The sequence below is a fragment of the Polaribacter sp. M10 genome (assembly GCF_054968445.1).
In genome coordinates, this window is record NZ_JBSSBG010000018.1 from 38789 (window position 1) to 57343 (window position 18555).

The 18555-nt window shown below is 28.6% G+C and carries 12 protein-coding genes and 1 pseudogene; 1 reads left to right on the forward strand and 12 read right to left on the reverse strand.

What is annotated here, in order from left to right:
• Positions 1-758: 758 nt before the first annotated feature.
• From ACWYN7_RS14245 to ACWYN7_RS14255, 3 genes are all read right to left on the reverse strand, one after another.
• Positions 759-1766 (reverse strand): serine hydrolase domain-containing protein, encoded by a 1008-nt coding sequence (locus tag ACWYN7_RS14245; RefSeq protein ID WP_462860644.1) that lies wholly within the window; start codon positions 1764-1766, stop codon positions 759-761.
• Between the two features lie 61 nt (positions 1767-1827).
• The gene (locus ACWYN7_RS14250; RefSeq protein ID WP_462860645.1) at positions 1828-2874 is read right to left on the reverse strand and encodes an acyltransferase family protein; all 1047 of its coding nucleotides are present in this window, start codon (positions 2872-2874) and stop codon (positions 1828-1830) included.
• 16 nt (positions 2875-2890) lie between these two features.
• Positions 2891-3484 (reverse strand): ankyrin repeat domain-containing protein, encoded by a 594-nt coding sequence (locus ACWYN7_RS14255; protein WP_462860646.1) that lies wholly within the window; start codon positions 3482-3484, stop codon positions 2891-2893.
• A gap of 159 nt (positions 3485-3643) precedes the next feature.
• On the opposite strand from ACWYN7_RS14255, the gene ACWYN7_RS14260 reads away from it, so the two are divergent.
• Positions 3644-5818, forward strand: coding sequence for a helix-turn-helix domain-containing protein (locus ACWYN7_RS14260; RefSeq protein WP_462860647.1), 2175 nt, complete (start codon positions 3644-3646; stop codon positions 5816-5818).
• A gap of 268 nt (positions 5819-6086) precedes the next feature.
• Here the strand turns inward: ACWYN7_RS14260 and ACWYN7_RS14265 are convergent, their stop codons facing one another.
• The 9 genes and pseudogenes from ACWYN7_RS14265 to ACWYN7_RS14305 all read right to left on the reverse strand — a co-directional run bounded on the left by ACWYN7_RS14265 (position 6087) and on the right by ACWYN7_RS14305 (position 18474).
• Positions 6087-6773: a GOLPH3/VPS74 family protein gene (locus ACWYN7_RS14265; protein ID WP_462860648.1), complete on the reverse strand. Its 687-nt coding sequence runs from the start codon at positions 6771-6773 to the stop codon at positions 6087-6089.
• A gap of 573 nt (positions 6774-7346) precedes the next feature.
• Positions 7347-7517, reverse strand: a complete 171-nt coding sequence (locus ACWYN7_RS14270; RefSeq protein ID WP_462860649.1) for a hypothetical protein — start codon at positions 7515-7517, stop codon at positions 7347-7349.
• Between the two features lie 27 nt (positions 7518-7544).
• Positions 7545-10160: a T9SS type A sorting domain-containing protein gene (locus ACWYN7_RS14275; protein ID WP_462860650.1), complete on the reverse strand. Its 2616-nt coding sequence runs from the start codon at positions 10158-10160 to the stop codon at positions 7545-7547.
• A 30-nt stretch (positions 10161-10190) separates the two neighbouring features.
• Positions 10191-10414 (reverse strand): annotated as a pseudogene (locus ACWYN7_RS14280) (MFS transporter); the annotation flags it as partial.
• 241 nt (positions 10415-10655) lie between these two features.
• Positions 10656-13373, reverse strand: coding sequence for a hybrid sensor histidine kinase/response regulator transcription factor (locus tag ACWYN7_RS14285; protein WP_462860651.1), 2718 nt, complete (start codon positions 13371-13373; stop codon positions 10656-10658).
• 1360 nt (positions 13374-14733) lie between these two features.
• Positions 14734-15981, reverse strand: a complete 1248-nt coding sequence (locus tag ACWYN7_RS14290) for a S41 family peptidase (RefSeq protein WP_462860652.1) — start codon at positions 15979-15981, stop codon at positions 14734-14736.
• A gap of 4 nt (positions 15982-15985) precedes the next feature.
• Positions 15986-17113: a serine hydrolase domain-containing protein gene (locus ACWYN7_RS14295; RefSeq protein ID WP_462860653.1), complete on the reverse strand. Its 1128-nt coding sequence runs from the start codon at positions 17111-17113 to the stop codon at positions 15986-15988.
• A gap of 51 nt (positions 17114-17164) precedes the next feature.
• Entirely contained in the window at positions 17165-17713 is a 549-nt protein-coding gene (locus ACWYN7_RS14300) for a hypothetical protein (protein WP_462860654.1), read from the reverse strand.
• A gap of 116 nt (positions 17714-17829) precedes the next feature.
• Positions 17830-18474 (reverse strand): hypothetical protein, encoded by a 645-nt coding sequence (locus ACWYN7_RS14305; protein ID WP_462860655.1) that lies wholly within the window; start codon positions 18472-18474, stop codon positions 17830-17832.
• Positions 18475-18555: the final 81 nt, after the last annotated feature.

Below are 18555 nucleotides of genomic sequence, written 5' to 3' on the forward strand. Positions count from 1 at the left end.
ATCAAAAACCAAAAGAGTTTTACTTTTATAAGGTTAAAGTAAAAGAAGATACAAAACGCTTCTATTTGCTATTTTTTATTGATTGTATTATACATATGTATTGCTTTTAAATTACCTACTTTACACCATACACTAGCATTACCATACAAACTCTTAACATTAGTGCAACTTTTTTAGCTGTTCATAATTTATTGTTTTTTTGTTTAACGCTTTTAGATAATCTTCAATTTTTGATAAAAAGCAAATCGGAAACTTTTTCAGCTATAGTAACCTCTGTAATTCACATTTTTTTAGTAAGAATTTTTATTTAGTTTTTTTGTTTTAAATGACATTTAAATTGTATGTTTTTAAGTTACTATTTGATATCGAAATGAAGCAAACTAAGGCTTGAGGTAAGCTGTGAAATGAGTGAACAATCCATTCAGTAAACACTTAGCGACAGTTTTACACAGGTTAAATGAAGAAAAAAATACACATAAATAAATAGAATTAAGAAAATTTTTATTAAATTTATGACTTAAAGTCTTAAAAAACTTTGTCATAGCCACTAACCCACCTTTCTTCGAGGTGGGTTTTTTGATAAAAAACTGCATGAAAAAATTCTTGTAATGATTTCATATCACTGTTCCAAACCTCATTATTAGAAAGAACAAAGAATAAAACAATAAGAAACTATAAACAAATTCAGCCAAAAAAATCTCTAAAACGGATGAGATTTTATTTTTGAATTATTTAACGCTAAATTGTTTTTTTATTCTTCATTTTTTCTTTTTTAAAATTTTATAAATTCTTTTATTGATAATTTCTGATAAGTTCCAATTATACAATTTTGGGTCAGTGGTGTTGTAAAAAGCAATAATTACAGCATCAATATCTTTGTAATATTTTGCAAAACTTTGGTAACCAGGCACCCAACCAGAATGTTCAAATTGGTAAATAGAAGCATATATTTCTTGTTCTCCTTCTTCAAAAACAGATCCATTGTTTAAGGCTCTTAGAAAAATACCCACATCTTTTGCTGTGGCATGCATGCCATAATCATTTGTTTTTAAATCATGTGGATATCCAATATGATAACCACTCATCACACTATCTAAATTCACTTCTTTTAGCGAACTAAACGTATTTTTAAGACCTAAAGGGTTTAAAATTTCTTCTCTAATAAATTGAAAATTGCCATAGCCTAATTCGTTATCCATTATTTTATTGATCAATAAATAATTTGTATTACAATATTCATAGTCTTCACCAGGTTTAAAATTTGCAGGCTTATCTTTTATTAAAGCAAGATTTTCTTCATAAGTTTTTATTGGATTTTCCCAAAATTTTGGAGTATCCGTAAAATTGGGAATACCACTTTTATGCTGAATCATCTGTCTTAATGTAATTTTATCTGCGTATTCTATTTTATCCTTTAATTCAGGTAAATATTCTGCAAGAGTTTTATCCAAAGAAAGTCGACCTTTATTTACAAGTTTTGTAACAGCAACTGCATCATACAACTTGCTGATACTAGCTATTTTAAACAGTGCTTTAGGTTTTGCAGGTGTTTTAGTTTCTCGATTATGCCAGCCAGAGGTATAATGTTTTGATTCTTTATCTGTTTGATCTATATAAACAATCATTCCTTCAAAATCATAATCTAAAGCTTCTTCTAATTGTTCTTGAATGGTGTCTGGAAGAGGTTTTCCCCAAGCTTTGACTAAAGTCCAAGGCACAAAGGTTAAGGAGAATAAACTAGCAAGTATAAACAGTATTTTAAGCATTTTTTTTAGATATTTTTTTTTCATGAGATGACGATATTTTAAATTGTATTGCTATAAGTATTTACCATTTTAAACCAAAAAAAGGTCTTAAAACTACAACTCTTTTTAGGATGAATTCGTACACAAGAAAACAGGTAATAAATGTAAATGCAGTTATCCATATAAATTTTAACATAGGATGTAGGTCTAAAGGCAATATAAATAATGCGCCTGCATATAAAACAAACATGTGGATAATATAAACAGGATAAACAGCTGCACTTAAGTAACTTAATAATGCACTTGGTTTATTAAGATAACCATAACCAAGACCAAAAATACCTAAAATCCAAGAAATAGATTCTACAGAAGTTACATACATATTTGATATGGATTGAAATCCTGTAAAACGAATTAAAAATAGTATTGCAGCTATGCTGATGTAGATCCACTTCCATTTTAAAACTGTTTGCCAAAATACATTACCACAGTAAACCAACAGAAAACCAAAAAAGAATGCAAGAAGACCGATAAAAAATCCATGCCAGTTTTGTGCATACATTTCAAATAATTGAGGCTTTACAAAAAACACTTCTAACATAAAGAAAACGAATATTGCTAATGGCCCTAAAGCATAACGCATCATTTTTTGAATAGCTTTTTTAAATTTTCCGTTTTCATTGTTTTTTAAATAAAAAAACACAGGCGATAACAGCAGTACATAAGCAAATATGTTTCCTAAAAACCATAAATGACCACTATCTGGAAAATAACTTAAAGGCATGTTGTAATACTCTTGAAAAATATACATATGTAAAGGTGTAATTGCAAAATATCCAAACACAAATGGAACTAAAATTCGTTTAGCACGCTCTATACATAACTGTTTAAAGTTTCTTTTTTTCATCGCAAAAAACAATCCCATTCCTGATACAAAAAATAATAAAGGTATTCTCCATACGTTAAGCATTGTCATTGGTTTCCAAAGTCCTTCTAAGGCTTCTTCACTTCTTATAAATCCTATAAACATTGCCCAAGGTTGAAAAATAATGGCTATGTGATAAATTAATAATAACCCAATTGCGATTACTCTTAGCCAATCAATATCGTATCTTCTTTCTGTTGTCATCTTATCTTATGTTTGTTTACTCTAGCATCATTGCTACAACAGGACGTGCTTTTTGCAATTCATCTAAATCTAATGTAAAACCCATTGGTTTTAATTGCAGTATTAGCATTTCGTAAATAGGCTTCATTTGAGCGAAATCACCCTTAACAATTTCCTGTGGAGTTGCTCCAAAATTATTACGTACAGTTTTGTCTGCTTTCGCATCAATTAATAATTGTACAATTTCTATACGTCCAAAAAATGCTGCAGTATGCAAAGCTGTACCTCCATCATTATTTTTTATCGTTAAATCTGCATCAGCATTTATTAATGTTTTAGCAATTTCTGTTTGATTAAAAGTGGCTGCAGACATTAAAGGTGTAGAACCAGACATTGGTTCTTTTTGGTTGATGTCAGTTCCAGCTTCAATATGTTGTTTAACGGCTTCTAAATTTCCAGTTAATACAGCTGCATGGATACCAATAGTTGGTTTGGTTATCGTTTTTGATGTTTCTTTTAAAGAGTTTGTATCTGTCTTTTTGTTGGATTGCACACACGAACTTGTTAATAAAAAGATTAAGAATACGATTAGAGTTGTAATTCTGATTGTAGTAATTGTAAGTAATTTCATCATAAATATTTTAAAGATTAATAACTTTGTTTTTGTTGATACAAATATCCAACAAGAATCAAAATTCCTTTAAACCCTTATGAAGCCTAATATGTAAAGTTTGATGATAGATTGAAAATTATGACGCAGATCTATAAATTATGACGCAAATAGCAGTTTTTGGTCAAGAATTTAGAATTGGAAACGGTTACGTTTAAAATAAAAATTGATACATTTGGAATAGCACAAAACAACATGTCTCAGATCTCGAAAAAAGCAAAATTTATAGAACAAGCAGAAGTGTTTGTTTTAGAGCATATCTCTAATGAACAATTTGGAGTATCAGAATTAGCTACGCTTATGCATATGAGTCGTTCTAATTTGCTTAGAAAAATAAAAAAGGAAACTGAGCTAAGTGCAAGTCAATTTATTCGCCAAGTTCGTCTAGAAAAAGGAAAGGAATTGTTAGATGAAACCGAACTTACGGTTTCAGAAATTTCTTATCAAGTTGGTTTTAGCAATAACTCTTATTTTATTAAATGTTTTAGAGAACAATATGGATTGTCTCCAGGAGAATATCGAATAAAACCTGTTCCAGAACCAAAAATTGAGCTTGAAAATCATCAACCAGAAATTGTTGTTGTTGATAATAAAGATTCCTTTTTTAAAAAATATCGTACAACAATTTTTGTAGCAGCTTTTTTTATGATTGTGGTTGCAGCCTTACTGTTTTTTCAGAATAAAACACCAAATTCAGAAATAAAAGTTAACGAGATTAAGAAATCGATTGCTGTTTTACCCTTTAAAAATATGAGTAGTGATTCTACAAACTTATATTTTGTAAATGGGCTCATGGAATCTGCACTTAATAATTTGCAAAAAATAGAAGATTTACGAGTTATCAGTAGAACATCCGTAGAAAAATATAGAAATACCAACAAAAATGTAAAAGAGATTGCAGAAGAATTGAATGTGGCATATTTACTAGAAGGTAGTGGTCAGCGAATTAACGATCAAGTTTTGTTAAATATTCAATTAATTGATGCTTCTAAAGATACCCCAATTTGGGCGCAACAATATAATAATAAGGTTATAGATGTATTCTCATTGCAAAATACGGTTGCCAAAAAAATTGTAGATGCAATTCATGCAAAAGTTACTCCTGCAGAATATCAGCAAATTAATAAAAAACCAACCGAAAATCTTGAGGCGTACGATTTCTATTTAAAAGGTTTAGTTCCGTTAAAAAAGGAAACAAAAGAAGGTTTACAAGAAGCCATTATTTTGTTTGAAAAAGCGATTGAACTAGACCCGAAATTTGCTTTGGCTTACTCAGATCTTGCAATTGCTTACTATTATTTAGATTTAAATCAGAGACAAAAACAATATACAGAAATTATTAATAATTATGCAGATAAAGCATTACTTTATGATAATAAATCTTCTAAAAGCTTAATTGCAAAAGCATTGTATTATATAAATATTAATGAGTTTCGATTGGCAATACCACATTTAGAAAAAGCTTTAGAATACAATCCTAATTCGTCTCCTGTTGTGCAAATACTTGCAGATTTGTATTCACGTGCAATACCTAATACAGAAAAATATTTAAAATACGCTTTAATGGGTTTACAACTAGAAGTAGATTCTAATGATGCTACAGCCAAAAGTTTTATGTATTTAGCATTAAGTAATGCACTTATTCAAAACGGATTTGTAAATGAAGCTCAGAAATACATAAACTTATCTTTAGCAGCAGATTCAAACAATTATTACGCCCCGTTTTTAAAAGTATTTATTGATTATGCACAGCATCTAGATTTAAACAAAGCCACAAATTCTTTAAAGAAAGAGTTTAAAAAAGACACAACACGTTTAGATTTGATGCAAGAGGTTGCAAAGTTTTACTATTTTCAAGAAGATTATGATAGTGCCTTTTATTATTATGATAAATTTCAAAAAATTAGGAAAAAAAATGGGCTTAATATGTATCCTCAAGAGAACTTAAAAATAGGGTTGGTTTTTGATAAAATGGGACTGCATCAACAAGCATCAGAATTTTATAAAGCTTATGATGATTATTGTAAAAATGATCAATCTATATACAAACCAGCCAGTTTAGCCACAAAATACATTCATGAAGGTAAATTAGATTTAGCCATTGAGCAATATCAGTTATTTGCTACCAAAAATAATTACCAATATTGGGTTTTATTATTTCTTGAAGAAGATCCATTGGTTAAATCCCTTTCTACGCATCCTAAATATGACGAAGTTATTCAAAAAATAAGAGACAGATTTTGGGATAACCATAATCAATTAAAAGAATCTTTAACAAAAAAAGGACTGATATAACTTATATAATTTAAAAATTAATTGTCTAATAAATTGTAATTCAGCAACATTAAAATATCAATAAGAGCACATTTGGACTTTATTTTACCAAAAAAGATGGGATTCTAAAAGTTAATGGAATCAGTTACAAAATAGCAAAAAACTACTGCTGTTTCCTGTAAAAGTTATTGTAACTACTGCTTATAGTGAGTTTACCATTGATGGTTATAAATTAAATATTGTTGATTATTTATTAAAACCCTTTCGTTTTGAGCGGTTCATTTAAACCTTAGCTGCTAGCTGCTGTAGTTGCTGCTACTGATGCAGAAATCATAACAACAATCATGGCTGTAATTTGTGTATGAATTTCTTTAATAGTAGTACTTAACATATTGTTTTCAGTATCAGAAATAATAGTTTTAATATTCTTTTTGCATTTCTTGTAACGTTCTTTACCGTAAACAATTCTATCCATATTACAAGTATTTATTAGACTTACTAGCATTAGTTCCTCTAGAATAGGTTTTTTATGAAGTTCTACAATTTCATATAATCCTTTACGTAAAGTATTTTCTGGTTTTGCATTTACGGTTGGGAATTTGTCATTGTTAAACACCCATAAAAATTTCTGCTCTCTTTTTGCTAAAATTCCTTTTGATATTAACTTATCCAGAGTTTCCTTTTTAATATCACGTTCTTTGTTTCCAAACTTTTGAATCCAATATTTTAGAGAACGTTCTTTATTTGCATTTTTTAACACATCTAAATACTTGTTAAGAAAAGCATCATCAATTTTTTTGAAGTTATTTACAACTACTTTTTTGTCAACTATAGTTATACACTCTCTTAATGAAAGTTCTAAAAATATTGCTCCAGAAAGTCCATAGGTTAAAGCAAAAGGGGCTGAATTAAATTTTCCTTTTTCATCATCTAATGCTAGTAGTAGGAATTTATCAATCAAATTTAAATCGGTCATAACGTAAGTTGTTTACTATATTAGTAGTTAAGAATTGAAATATGTTACGCCTAAACCTTTTTTAAATTACGTCTTCAATGTTCTGAGATAATTTTACTTCTACATAATGCAACTTTCTTAAATGACATTTCTCGACCAAAAAACAAATACTTTTTAAAATGTAGAATTAATAATAAAAACTGTTGGTGCTATTAAATTTATAAATTATTTTATTCCCATTAGCGCAATCTAAACCTTAATTTTAAGATAGCATGAAATTTTATACGATTAAATTCACTTAAACTTAATTATATTAAAAGCAAAAAAAAACACTGATAATTATACAATTAACAGTGTTTTAGTTTTAACCTTAAATAGCCTTTATACTTACTAAACAACATAAATTAACGTAAGTTTTATAATTCTTTTAAAGTAATTTTATAACTAATTAATATACCAATCAATAATGTTAATTTAAATTCCAGAATACTCCGAAAATTTACTAATAGTTACAAATTGATAAGGTTCTTTATCATAAAAAAATGCTTGATATTATTCAATAAGTTTCGCTCATAACGTTTAATGTGATACATATTAAAATCCAGTACCAGGAGCTTCTGGACTTTGCGATTGTGCTTTTTGTGGGTTTAAAACCATATAAGTTCCTAGTGCAGTTAATGCTGCATATTTTCCGTAATTACCAATTTTTTTAAGAGCGTCTTTACGAGTTATTTCTTGTTCTTTATTATTTCTATTATTCTTCATAATGTTAGTTTTTATATTTTCTTAAAATTATTCTAAAATTATTTTTTTACTTAATTTACCTTCTGTTGTTTGAAGGTTTACTACATAAACACCTTTTGCTAAATTTGGTAAAGTAAAGTCTTTGCTTATAGTTGCCTCAAAAGAAGTTTGCAATACTTTTCTACCCAATAAATTGTATAGAGAAATAGATGCGCTGCCATTTTTTAAACCAGCAATTCTTAAAGTGTTGTTGTCTATTTTAAACATAGAAACAGTGTCTAGAATTTCTGATGCTGTACTTAAAGATTTTGCTGCTTTTGTATGAATAAAGAATCTTCCTGTTTTATTTAAAGATTCAGACAAAGTAACATTATAGTTGCTATTAGCTTCATCTAAACGTGTAAATGTTTTTAATAATCTGTCTTCTAAATAGACATTTATATCACTTGGTAAATTAGTAGCCTCAATCATAAATGTAATTTGTTTCCCTGCATCTGCTTTTAATCCGAAAGGAATAATCATTGATTCAAAACCAGTATTTGGTAAAGCTTGAACTTGATACATTTTATTTTGATTCTCTGATAATAAAGTAGAATACAAATAAAAATCTTCTTTATTGCCGTCAAACACTTCACCTTCATAACCAACATCAAAACCAGTTGTTGCATTGTCTAAATAATATACTTTTGCATATTGGTTTATTGTGCCATCTGTTATGGATAATTTTAATTCTGTTTTCGATGCTTTTTGAAAAGTATCTGCGTTATGACTTTGATTCACTTCTGCAAAATTAAATGTACCTCCAGCAGCATTTGCTTTTATAAAAAAACCTTGTCCTGGTGCTATAACAAATGCATCCGCCATAGTTTTAACTTCATAAGAACCATTTGAACCTAAAGTTTGGTTATAAACCCACATGGTTTTGGTTTCAGAAATAGCACTTTCATCATTTAAAAAGGTAGCACTATTTAAATAAGAAGTATAAGGGTTACCTAATAAGTTAAAATTATTACCCCCAGTTGTAAGAACAACATCAACTCCTAAATCATTAGTGTTTATAGTTCCTGTAAATGCAACTGTACCTGTACTTTCTCTTTTAACAGAATAACCAGTTCCTGAAGAAAAAGTATTATTTTCTAAATCTTCATGATAATCCCAAGAATCAGAAGCAACTATATAACTAGCAATTCCATTATTAGATCCATTTTCTGCGATATTGTTTGCTGAGACAAAAGTATCATCATAATCTTGCCCTATAACTGGAGAAGCCATTAAATACCATCCCTTTAAATTACCAGCAACAGCATTGATTGACCTATTATAAATAACATTACCTGAAGCATCACCCTTTACAATTAATGAACTTCCTGATTGTGCTGTTAAAGTTCCATTGTTTGATAGGTTATCATTTATGGTTAATCCGTTGGCAGCATTTAAAACAAGTGAGCTAGCTGATGTTATATTCAAAGATTCAATAGTAGAATTTTGATTTAATATAACATCGTTTTCTACAATAACTTTTGTTGAAGTACTTGGTACAACTCCATTAATCCAAGTACCTGTTTCAGACCAATTTCCATTTGTAATAGAATTTGCATAAATATTATAAGAAGCCATATCTGCTAAAGAAAGTAAAGCATTGGCTGTAAAAATTTTTATATTGTTGTTGTAATTTGCTGGGCTACCATCTGCATACCAATCATAAGAACCACCTCCATTGATTATAACTGTACCTTTACCAACTGTTCTTGGATTAAATTGAACAGATTGTATTTCATTTCCGCCACAATTGGTCAATAATATTTGTGCATTTAATGTTGTTTCAAACTCCGTATATTTTTGAGCCAGAGTTGCAGATCCTCCATTATTTGCATTTGCATCATCATTAATTCTTCCAAAATCTAAATTGTATTGGCAAACTCTATTTTTTTTACCTGATCCAGCTGTTAAAAACTCGATATATCTTCCATCGTTACAAGCATTATCTGGTGAACCTAAAACAAAACCGGTTCTTAATGGGTTGGAAACACTATCTTGGTAAAAATTACCCCAAGGATTATTAACTGCCCAATCATCTGTTATCGAATTAACTTCACCAAATGTTTGATTGGGTTTGTATTCCCATGGATTAGTTAATCCATCAAATACTCCAAAAACTTCGAGTCCTTTTCCAGCAAAGTTTCCTAAAAAAATGTTCCCTCCTGCTTCATAAAAAGTACGAATACTATTTATAAAATTATCTTCAAGCGTTATGCATGCGGCATTTCCACCATTCCATTCAAAACCTGCTTCTGTAATTACACAATGTCTTTCTCCACCTCCTTCTGTGGTACCTCTTGGCCACTCATTTAAACGACCTGGAAATGTAGCTCCATCACTTTGTATCCAAAGAACATCAAAACTAGATAAGTCTGCACCCTCTGCAACGTCTTGGAAAGAGAAATAAGAACCATCAATATTGTTTTGTGAGGGAATAAATTCATCCATAAACCAAACTGCAGCTGCACGATCGTCATCATAAGTTAATCCATCTTGTGCCGCAGGTATATTATCATTATAAGTTGCAGCTTGCCCTATAAATGCTATTTTTTTATTTTGAGCTCCTAAACTCAAGAAAAAGGCAATAAATACTAAGCCAATATATTTTTTTGTAAAATTTTTCATAATCTATTATTTAACATTATTTTTAGTTATTACTAATTTAATTTTCCTCCCTAATCCATTAGTTGGTATACTTACAAATAACGCCCCCACCAATGATACCCAAAGTGCCATCGCCATAACTACGCTTCTGTGGAATGCATCTGAAGTATTCCAGAATAGTTATAGTTTTTTATCGGCACCAGAAATAACAACGGTATCAAATCCAAAAAGGAAACAGCTAAAGCAGTAGTTATTGACCAAACTATTGTTCTTATTTATAATTTAGGTACTTAAGTTTTTGTAAAACTATAAAACCATCCTATTTTTAATTATAAGAATTGTTACATTAAAAAATAATTATGAATAAAGTATAATAACCTAAAAATCAATTTCTTAATCTGAATACTTTTTAAAAAAAGGCATATTAATAATAATTAATATATCAATATAGTTACATTTAATGTTAATATAATTGTACTTATATTGCTAAATTGAGTTAATACTGCTTGGTTATTATTATTTTTTTCTAAAAAGTTTTGGAGTTTTACCAAACTTACTTTTAAACGAAGAAGAGAAATAACTTGGAGAAGAAAAGCCAACAGAATAGGCTACATCAGAAATTGACAATTTAGATTCATTAAGTAATATTTTTGCTTTTTCTAATCTAATATTTAAAATATAATCACTTATACTTATGTTTAATATAGATTTAATTTTTCTATATAACTGAACTCTTGAAATATTTAATTTGGCGGCTAATTGCTCAACTGTAAAACTAGAATCATCTATATTTTCATAAATATGTTTATTCATTACTTCTATAAAATCTTGTTCAAATAAACCTATTTTCTTAGTTGGTTCAGATTTATAAATATTTTTAATATAATGTTTACGAAGTTTCTCTCGGTTATATAAAAGGTTTTTAATTGATCTGTATAGAATAGCAAAACTAAACGGTTTTGTTAAAAATAAGTCTGCTCCAGATTCTAAACCTTGAATATAAGATTCTTTACTATCATAAGCAGTTAAAATAATAACTGGGATGTGCGATGTTCTAATATCTTTTTTTAATATATCGCAAATTTCAAACCCATTTTTCTCTGGTAAGTTAACATCGCAGATTATGATATCTGGCATTACTTCAAATGCTTTTTCTAAAACATTATAACCATTACTGATACTTAAGTTATATTCTAATTTTAGCTTACTACTTAAATATTTAACCAAATCTTCATTATCTTCAATAAGTAATATTGAATCTCTATTTTCTTCAATTAAATCATTTTGTACAGTAAAAGCATCATCTTCGTAATCTAAATTAAAATTTAATAATGGATTATCTATGATAGCTGGTTCGTAAACTATTTCATCTGTACTCAAGTGTACATTGTCTTTATATAAAGTAATGATAAATTCTGTTCCGTTACTTGAACTTACTTCAATTTCTCCTTTATGTAACTCTATAAACTCTTTTGACAAATGCAAACCTATACCAGAACTAGATTTATTATTATTTGATCCTTTATAAAAAGCTTTAAAAACATTATTTATTTCATCATTCGGAATTCCAATACCAGAATCTTTAAAATAAATTTTAACAAAATTACTTTCTTTTATATCTTTAATTTCAATTTTTATGGTACCGTTATTCGGTGTAAACTTAAAAGAATTTGAAAGTAAATTAAAATAGACCTTATCCATTAGGTTTCTATCTAAATAGATATCTAAATATTCATTATTTGTATTTAATAAAAAGTTAATATTTCTTTTTTGAGCTTCTCTTTCAAAATCTTTAAAAATTGTATTAGAAAACTGAAATAAATTTGTTTTTGATGCTCTTAAAATAAATTTTTTATCTTCAACTTTTCTAAAATCTATTAACTGATTAATTAAACGTAATAAACGTTTTGAATTATTAAAAATTAAACCAACTTCTTTTAAAAGTTTATGATCTCTAATCTTTTTATTTTCAGAAAGAGAATCTATTGAAGATAGAATTAGTGTAATTGGTGTTTTAAACTCATGAGAAAGACCTGTAAAAAAATTGGTTTTGGCTTCATTAATTTTTTTTATTTGATTTCGTTGAATTGTAATTTTATTGTTTTGAATTTCTAATTCTCTTTTGTTTTTCTTTAAATTATAACCAGAATAAATACTATAAGCTGCTAATAGTATAATAAGTATTAAAAGAACTAAAAGTAATTTTAAAGCATTACTTTGAGTTGTATAAGTTTCTTCTTGTTGTTTAATTTTTATTTGTTGATTTTCTATATCATTTTGATGCTGATTAATTTTATCGAACTGATTTTTCATTATATCAGCATTTCTAGAGTCAATTACAGTAGTAGTTAAAAAATTTATTTTAGCTACACTTTCACCATTCAAAATTTTTAATGCTAAGTTGATTGCTTCGTCTCCACCTGTAGGATATAATATAGATGCAGATAATATGCCTTTTTGCACTAATTGAATACCATTATTAACACCATTTAAACCATCTACACCAATAAATTTGATACTTCTTTCAACCCCCTTAGATTTTGCAATTTTCCAAGCATTATAGGCAATTTCATCATTAAATGCGAAAACATAATTAATTGGTTTTAAATTTAAAGAATCTAGTATTTGAGGTATTCTTCGGTTAATATCTTTATCTTGAATACTATAAGGAATAGTTATCTTTGGCTCATTGTTAGCTATTTGATAAAATCCAGAATGTCTTTCTATAACTGGTGAAGAATTATCATCTCCTTTTATTTCTAAAACATTAAACTCTTTTTCATTTTGTGAAGCTATATAATTTGCAGCATTTTGACCAACTTCAATATTATTTGCACCAACATATGCTGTGAATTTTTGAGAATTAATCTTGCGATCTACAATAATAACAGGAATTCCTCTATCGTAAGCTTTTTCAATTGTTGCAACTAATGGCTCTGGTCTTAGCGGAGAAATTATAATAAGATCAAAATCATTTTTTATCATTGATTCAATCTGTAACTTTTGAGTATCAACATCACCATCTGCTTGAAAAATTGTTAAATCGATCTCAGAGTATAATGAAGCTTCAACTTTCATCTCGTAATCCATAGATTTCCGCCAATCATCAATACTTATACACTGAGAAAAACCAATTTTGTATTTTGTTTCCTCATTTTCAATAGAACACGAAATAAAGAAAAGTAGACTTAAAAAAGTTATTATTTTAATTTTTATAATTTGATGTGAATTCAATCTATTTGGTTTTATGATAATTTTCAAAGAAAAAAAATATTTAAAATAACTCACAGTATTAGTGAATATTTTTTTTTTTAAGAATTTGCAATTTTTAATTTATTTTTAAGTTTTGGCATATTGTCACTAACTTTTCTATCCAAAATCTTGTCATAATATTGATTAGTTTTAAATGATTTATACCCTAACATTTTACTAACTTATTTTATAGGAGCACCATTTGTAAGAATCAATGTTGTAGCAAAAGTATAACATGCTAAGTGAAAAGTTAGATTTTTATTAATACTACACAAAACAGCAATTTCTTTTAAATATGCATTCATTTTTTGATTGCTTAACACAGGCAATAAAAGCTGACCTTGTACTACAATTGGATGTTCTTTATATTTTACTAAAATAACTTCTGCAGTGTTTAGTAATGGAATATTACTTCTAGCATTAGTTTTTGTTCTGTTGGTTTTATCCTTCTATCTCCGTCTGTATCTATTACAACAGTATTATGTGATAGTTTTTTTTTAACATCTGAATAAGCTAGGCCCGTAAAACAACTCAACACAAATACGTCTTTTACTTGGTTTAATCTGTTTACAGAAAACTGCTTAGTTACTAGGGTTTCTACTTCTTCTTTGGATAAAAATTCTTTTTCTACTGTTTTAAGTCTCGCTTTCCAATTACCGTAATTCTCAAGTATACATTAGCTTTCCCGTTAATATCGACCTTACTCCGTTTGATAAAAAAGATGAATAAAAAATAAATTGTTCATAGGTGTCAGTTAAATAATCTATATAAACACACAAAACCCAAACAACAAAAAAAACTATAACACATTAAACATCAACATTTTAAATTTAATTAGAAGTCAGTAAATATTAATAAAAAGTAACCCCTAATTAACCCCTACCTATTTTATTATATAGCCTTTATTTGATATTCTTAGAAAAGCAAAAAGCCACAAATTTGATTTAAAAGCACTAATTAAACGGCTATTTTACATAATGGCGTTATAGACCAGAAAGTGAATGAATGTGTGTATAACAGCGCATTATGTAAATATAGCTTTGAGAAGTTTTGTGTTTTATGAAAACAATAGCAAGATTGCTTTTTATAGTTGTGTTTGAGTTTCCGAAAATACAAGCTTTAAAATGCAAGTACCTCTAGAATATTAAAACGCTAAACTTGTATTGGCTAGTCTTTCGACTGCGCTCAAGATAAACTTACAACACAAAAGACAGAGGCTTTTTTTTAAAAATACTGCTGAAAATAATAAACTCGTTTTTAAAATAAACTGGATTTTGTGTTGTGGGGAAATTGTTATCATGGTTATACTTAAAAATAATTTACGTTGACCTTTAAAATCAGTTTATTTTATATTGTTTACTATCCATTGGATAATAGTGTCTTTTCCATTTTTATAGTCATTCCAATTATAAAACAAAGATACATCTGGTTGAATACCTTGTTTTGCTTTACTTGATAAATTGAATTTTCTCTTTGAATAGGTGATTACTAATTTTGAATTCGGTAAGGTAAAACTATCCATATCTTGATATCCTGTGGGATTTGACCCAGTGGCTTGACCGACAATTTTAGCATTTAACAATTGCTTAAAGAGCGCTGCATTACTTGTGGCTGCTGAAAAGGTTTTGTTACTTGTTAAAACAAATACACCATTTTTCCAATCTATTGAATCGGCAAGGTTAAGTGCATACGCTAAAACTACGCCCACATATAAATCGCCACCACCATTGTTTCGCATATCTATAATAATTTTATGGTTGTTATTTTTAGTGATATACCTTACTAGCTTTTCGCCAAAAACTTGCATATCATCAAAACTTGGATAACTTTCAAAATTAAGATAAATAGCTTCTGTGTTCTTAATAGGTGCATACCATAAATAATCGAACATAGGTTTGTCTGGTTTTACTATCTCTGGAACGCCAATATTTAATTCTGTAAAATTCTTTTTATCTACAGTAGATTTATCTAATGCTTCTAAAGTTATTTTTATTTCTTTATTATTATCATCTAAAAAAGTAAATTCGGCAGTATTTCTGTTTTTAATAATATCAAGATTAAAAAGTAATTCACTTATTGTTAAATATGAACCAGTTCTTACCACTTTTGAATTTTCATTCTCTACAAATTGTGCAACTTCTGAAATTTTGATTGAAACCTCTTGAATAGGAACATCATCAATAGCTACTAATGATCCTTTTAATAAGCTTTTATGCTCTTTAATTGCTTTTACTACTCTCCATTGATTATCAATATATTCTACTTCAAAAGGAAATCGATGTGTAACAATATTTCTCAAAGATACAGCTGTGTGACCATCATTTATTCTTCTTGTTAAGCGCATTAGTTTAAGAATAATCTCAAAATCAGTTAATGAATCAACGTTGTTATACATCTTATTCCATTTATTAAAAAACTCTTCTTTAGGTACTGTATGATAAAGGTCTATATGTTTTTGTTCTAAAGACGATTTATAGATTTTAAGATCATCTTTCCAATTCATTTTGTTTGATGTCTGTGCAAACAAACCATTAATTGATAATAATAGTGCAATAAAATAAATAATTATAACTTTTATAAATGTGTTCATCGCTTTATTTATTTTCTATTCTTTTGAGTATATTAAAAACCAAAATCATTGCACTCTTAGAAGCCTCTAGCTGATTTAATGATCCAGAAATATAAGTATCTAATTGTGGGCAATACCATAAAAAAGATGCTGTACTTCCAGAATGCCCTATTAGTTGTAGAGTAGTGTCTGTACCTGTTAATTCACCTAAAGAAACTTGCCTAATACCAAAGCCATAATTCATACCTTTAGTTTCAATCACCCAGTTTTGCATGGATAAACGTGTATCTTTCTTTACAAGGACATCGCTATTAAAAGCTTTTAAAAAAGTAATTAAATCGTGTGTGGTAGACACCAGTCCACCTCCACCCCAATCCGCACTTAGGCTTTTGAGAGATGATAATTCATATTGACTTGCATAGAATTTAACCATAGGAAGATTATTATCTATTGCTGTAGATTTTAAGTTGATGTAAGAACTTTTCATCTTTAAAGGTTGAAAAATATATTGCTGAAAGAACACGTCTAATGATAATCCACTGAGATTTTCAATAATCAATGCTAACAGCACATATTCTGTATCTGTATAATGATAACCATCACCAGGAATAAAATGAGGTGTCATCTTGTCTTTTGAAAACTGAATCATTTCTTCAGCTGTCCATGTTTTGTTAGGGTTTGTCAATATCTGATTGATAATGTTTGGACTTTCATCGTTAGTTTGGTCCGTAAAATAATCAGGCAAACCAGAGGTATGTTGCAACAAATGTGCAATGGTTACATCTTTTGAATAGTCTTTTCCATCCACAACAATAAGATTATTCACCAATGAATCTGGTAAATATGTAGCGATTTTATCATCTAAATTTAATTTATTTTGATCCTTTAAAATACCAATTGCTGTAGCTGTAAGCATTTTGGTAACACTGGCTGTGTAAAATGGACTCTGTATAGAAATAGCATCTTCTTTGTTTTCAGCCAATTGTATATCGATTCCTCGAGTTTCAGAATACACATGCAGAATACCACTTTTTATGTTCTCGTTTTGTAGTTCGGCATTTAATAATAGCGCAATGTCCTTCTTGATTTCTTGCTGACCAAAAGCACCTATAGACATAAAAATTAATAGTGTTAGTATTGTACTTTGTTTCATAATTAGCTCATTATTATACCATTAAAAATTACTGTAAAATTAGTTTTATTTTTAAAACCAACTAAACCCTAAACCTATGTTAAAAGTTACTGCATCTCTATGAGCATCTCCTTCTAAAAATGCTCTTCCCATCACCAATTTGGACTGTACATTCAATGCAAAGTTTTTCTTTTTGTAAAACTCATATCCTGTACTTGCCATAACTGCACATCCAAAATTCCAATCGTCATTAACCTTATCTTTAATGTCGTAAAGTGCGGGTGAATCTATAGCTAAACCTATACCACCGTGAATCCACCAACGGTCTTTTACCCAATATTGTACTGAGGGAATAAAACCTCCGAAATGTCTGTCATACTCCTGAAATTCGTATATATTTCCTGGCATAGATAAAGTCAATGCCAACTTATCATTTAAGATATAACCAAATTTTAATTCAGGGAAACTTATAGCTCCCTGCGCTGTATCAAAGGTTTGAATGCCTTCACTATCTTCAACACTAATAACTCCTCCACCTAGACTAAATTCAAAGATAAAACCTTCTCGTTTTGAAGTTTCTTCTATAGTTAAATTGTTTTGTGCAAACGTTAGTGATGACATGAGTATTAAGACCAAAAATGTCATTTTTAATCGGATTTGTGTTTCAATTGTTTTCATATATATTCGTTTTTTTTTAATTGTTTTATACGTTGATGATTAAAGGTTGTAGATCTTCCTTAAAATTTAAAGCCGATATACAGGTTTGGCTCAAAAAGGAAATGGTTTTTCCATCTATTATCTAGTTGTTTAAATGCTTGAGGTGTTTTTGTATCAAAATGCCACACATTAGTATGGATTTGCGGTTCTATAAAAAACTGTTTCTTTTTACCAAAAGCAAAATGGTAGCCTATATGATACGAGTTGTAGAGTTTAAAGCCGTTTGCTATTTTTTTGTTGTCAAGGTCTAAATACGTTTTGTGTAATGGCAATACTTCAACCGAAGCGAATATACCTTTCCAAAGCATACGTTGGTAGGAAATACCTACACCTGTTTCGCGTAAATAACCTGGATAAAATTCAGTTTTAGAATCTATTTTATCTAAAAGACCATCCCACCATTGAATGCCCATTGGTTGAAATAAACGCCAAGTGGCAAATTTTACACCAATGATGTTTTTTGAATCTAAATCACGCTTAATGTGAAATTCAATGTGTTGCGTGTTAGTTCTTTCACCTCCTTTGCCAATATTACCCAAGATAATTGCTGGAAAGCTCGCTCTATATTTAAAATCTGTATCATTATTCTTTGATAGTTCATGATTACTTTGTGCAAAAACATTCAATGCACATAAGGTTAAGGTAATGATTAATAGTTTTTTCATTTTAATTTGTTTTTAATTATTTGTTTTTAATTATTTGTTTTTAAATATTTGTTTTGTGATTATTGTCTCATTTGATGGTAC

Bases quoted from the DNA above. Each gene is read 5' to 3' on its own strand.
- ACWYN7_RS14245 (WP_462860644.1), bottom strand. From the start codon at position 1,766: ATGCTTAAAATACTGTTTATACTTGCTAGTTTATTCTCCTTAACCTTT.
- ACWYN7_RS14250 (WP_462860645.1), bottom strand. From the start codon at position 2,874: ATGACAACAGAAAGAAGATACGATATTGATTGGCTAAGAGTAATCGCA.
- ACWYN7_RS14255 (WP_462860646.1), bottom strand. From the start codon at position 3,484: ATGAAATTACTTACAATTACTACAATCAGAATTACAACTCTAATCGTA.
- ACWYN7_RS14265 (WP_462860648.1), bottom strand. From the start codon at position 6,773: ATGACCGATTTAAATTTGATTGATAAATTCCTACTACTAGCATTAGAT.
- ACWYN7_RS14270 (WP_462860649.1), bottom strand. From the start codon at position 7,517: ATGAAGAATAATAGAAATAATAAAGAACAAGAAATAACTCGTAAAGAC.
- ACWYN7_RS14275 (WP_462860650.1), bottom strand. From the start codon at position 10,160: ATGAAAAATTTTACAAAAAAATATATTGGCTTAGTATTTATTGCCTTT.
- ACWYN7_RS14290 (WP_462860652.1), bottom strand. From the start codon at position 15,981: ATGAACACATTTATAAAAGTTATAATTATTTATTTTATTGCACTATTA.
- ACWYN7_RS14295 (WP_462860653.1), bottom strand. From the start codon at position 17,113: ATGAAACAAAGTACAATACTAACACTATTAATTTTTATGTCTATAGGT.
- ACWYN7_RS14300 (WP_462860654.1), bottom strand. From the start codon at position 17,713: ATGTCATCACTAACGTTTGCACAAAACAATTTAACTATAGAAGAAACT.
- ACWYN7_RS14305 (WP_462860655.1), bottom strand. From the start codon at position 18,474: ATGAAAAAACTATTAATCATTACCTTAACCTTATGTGCATTGAATGTT.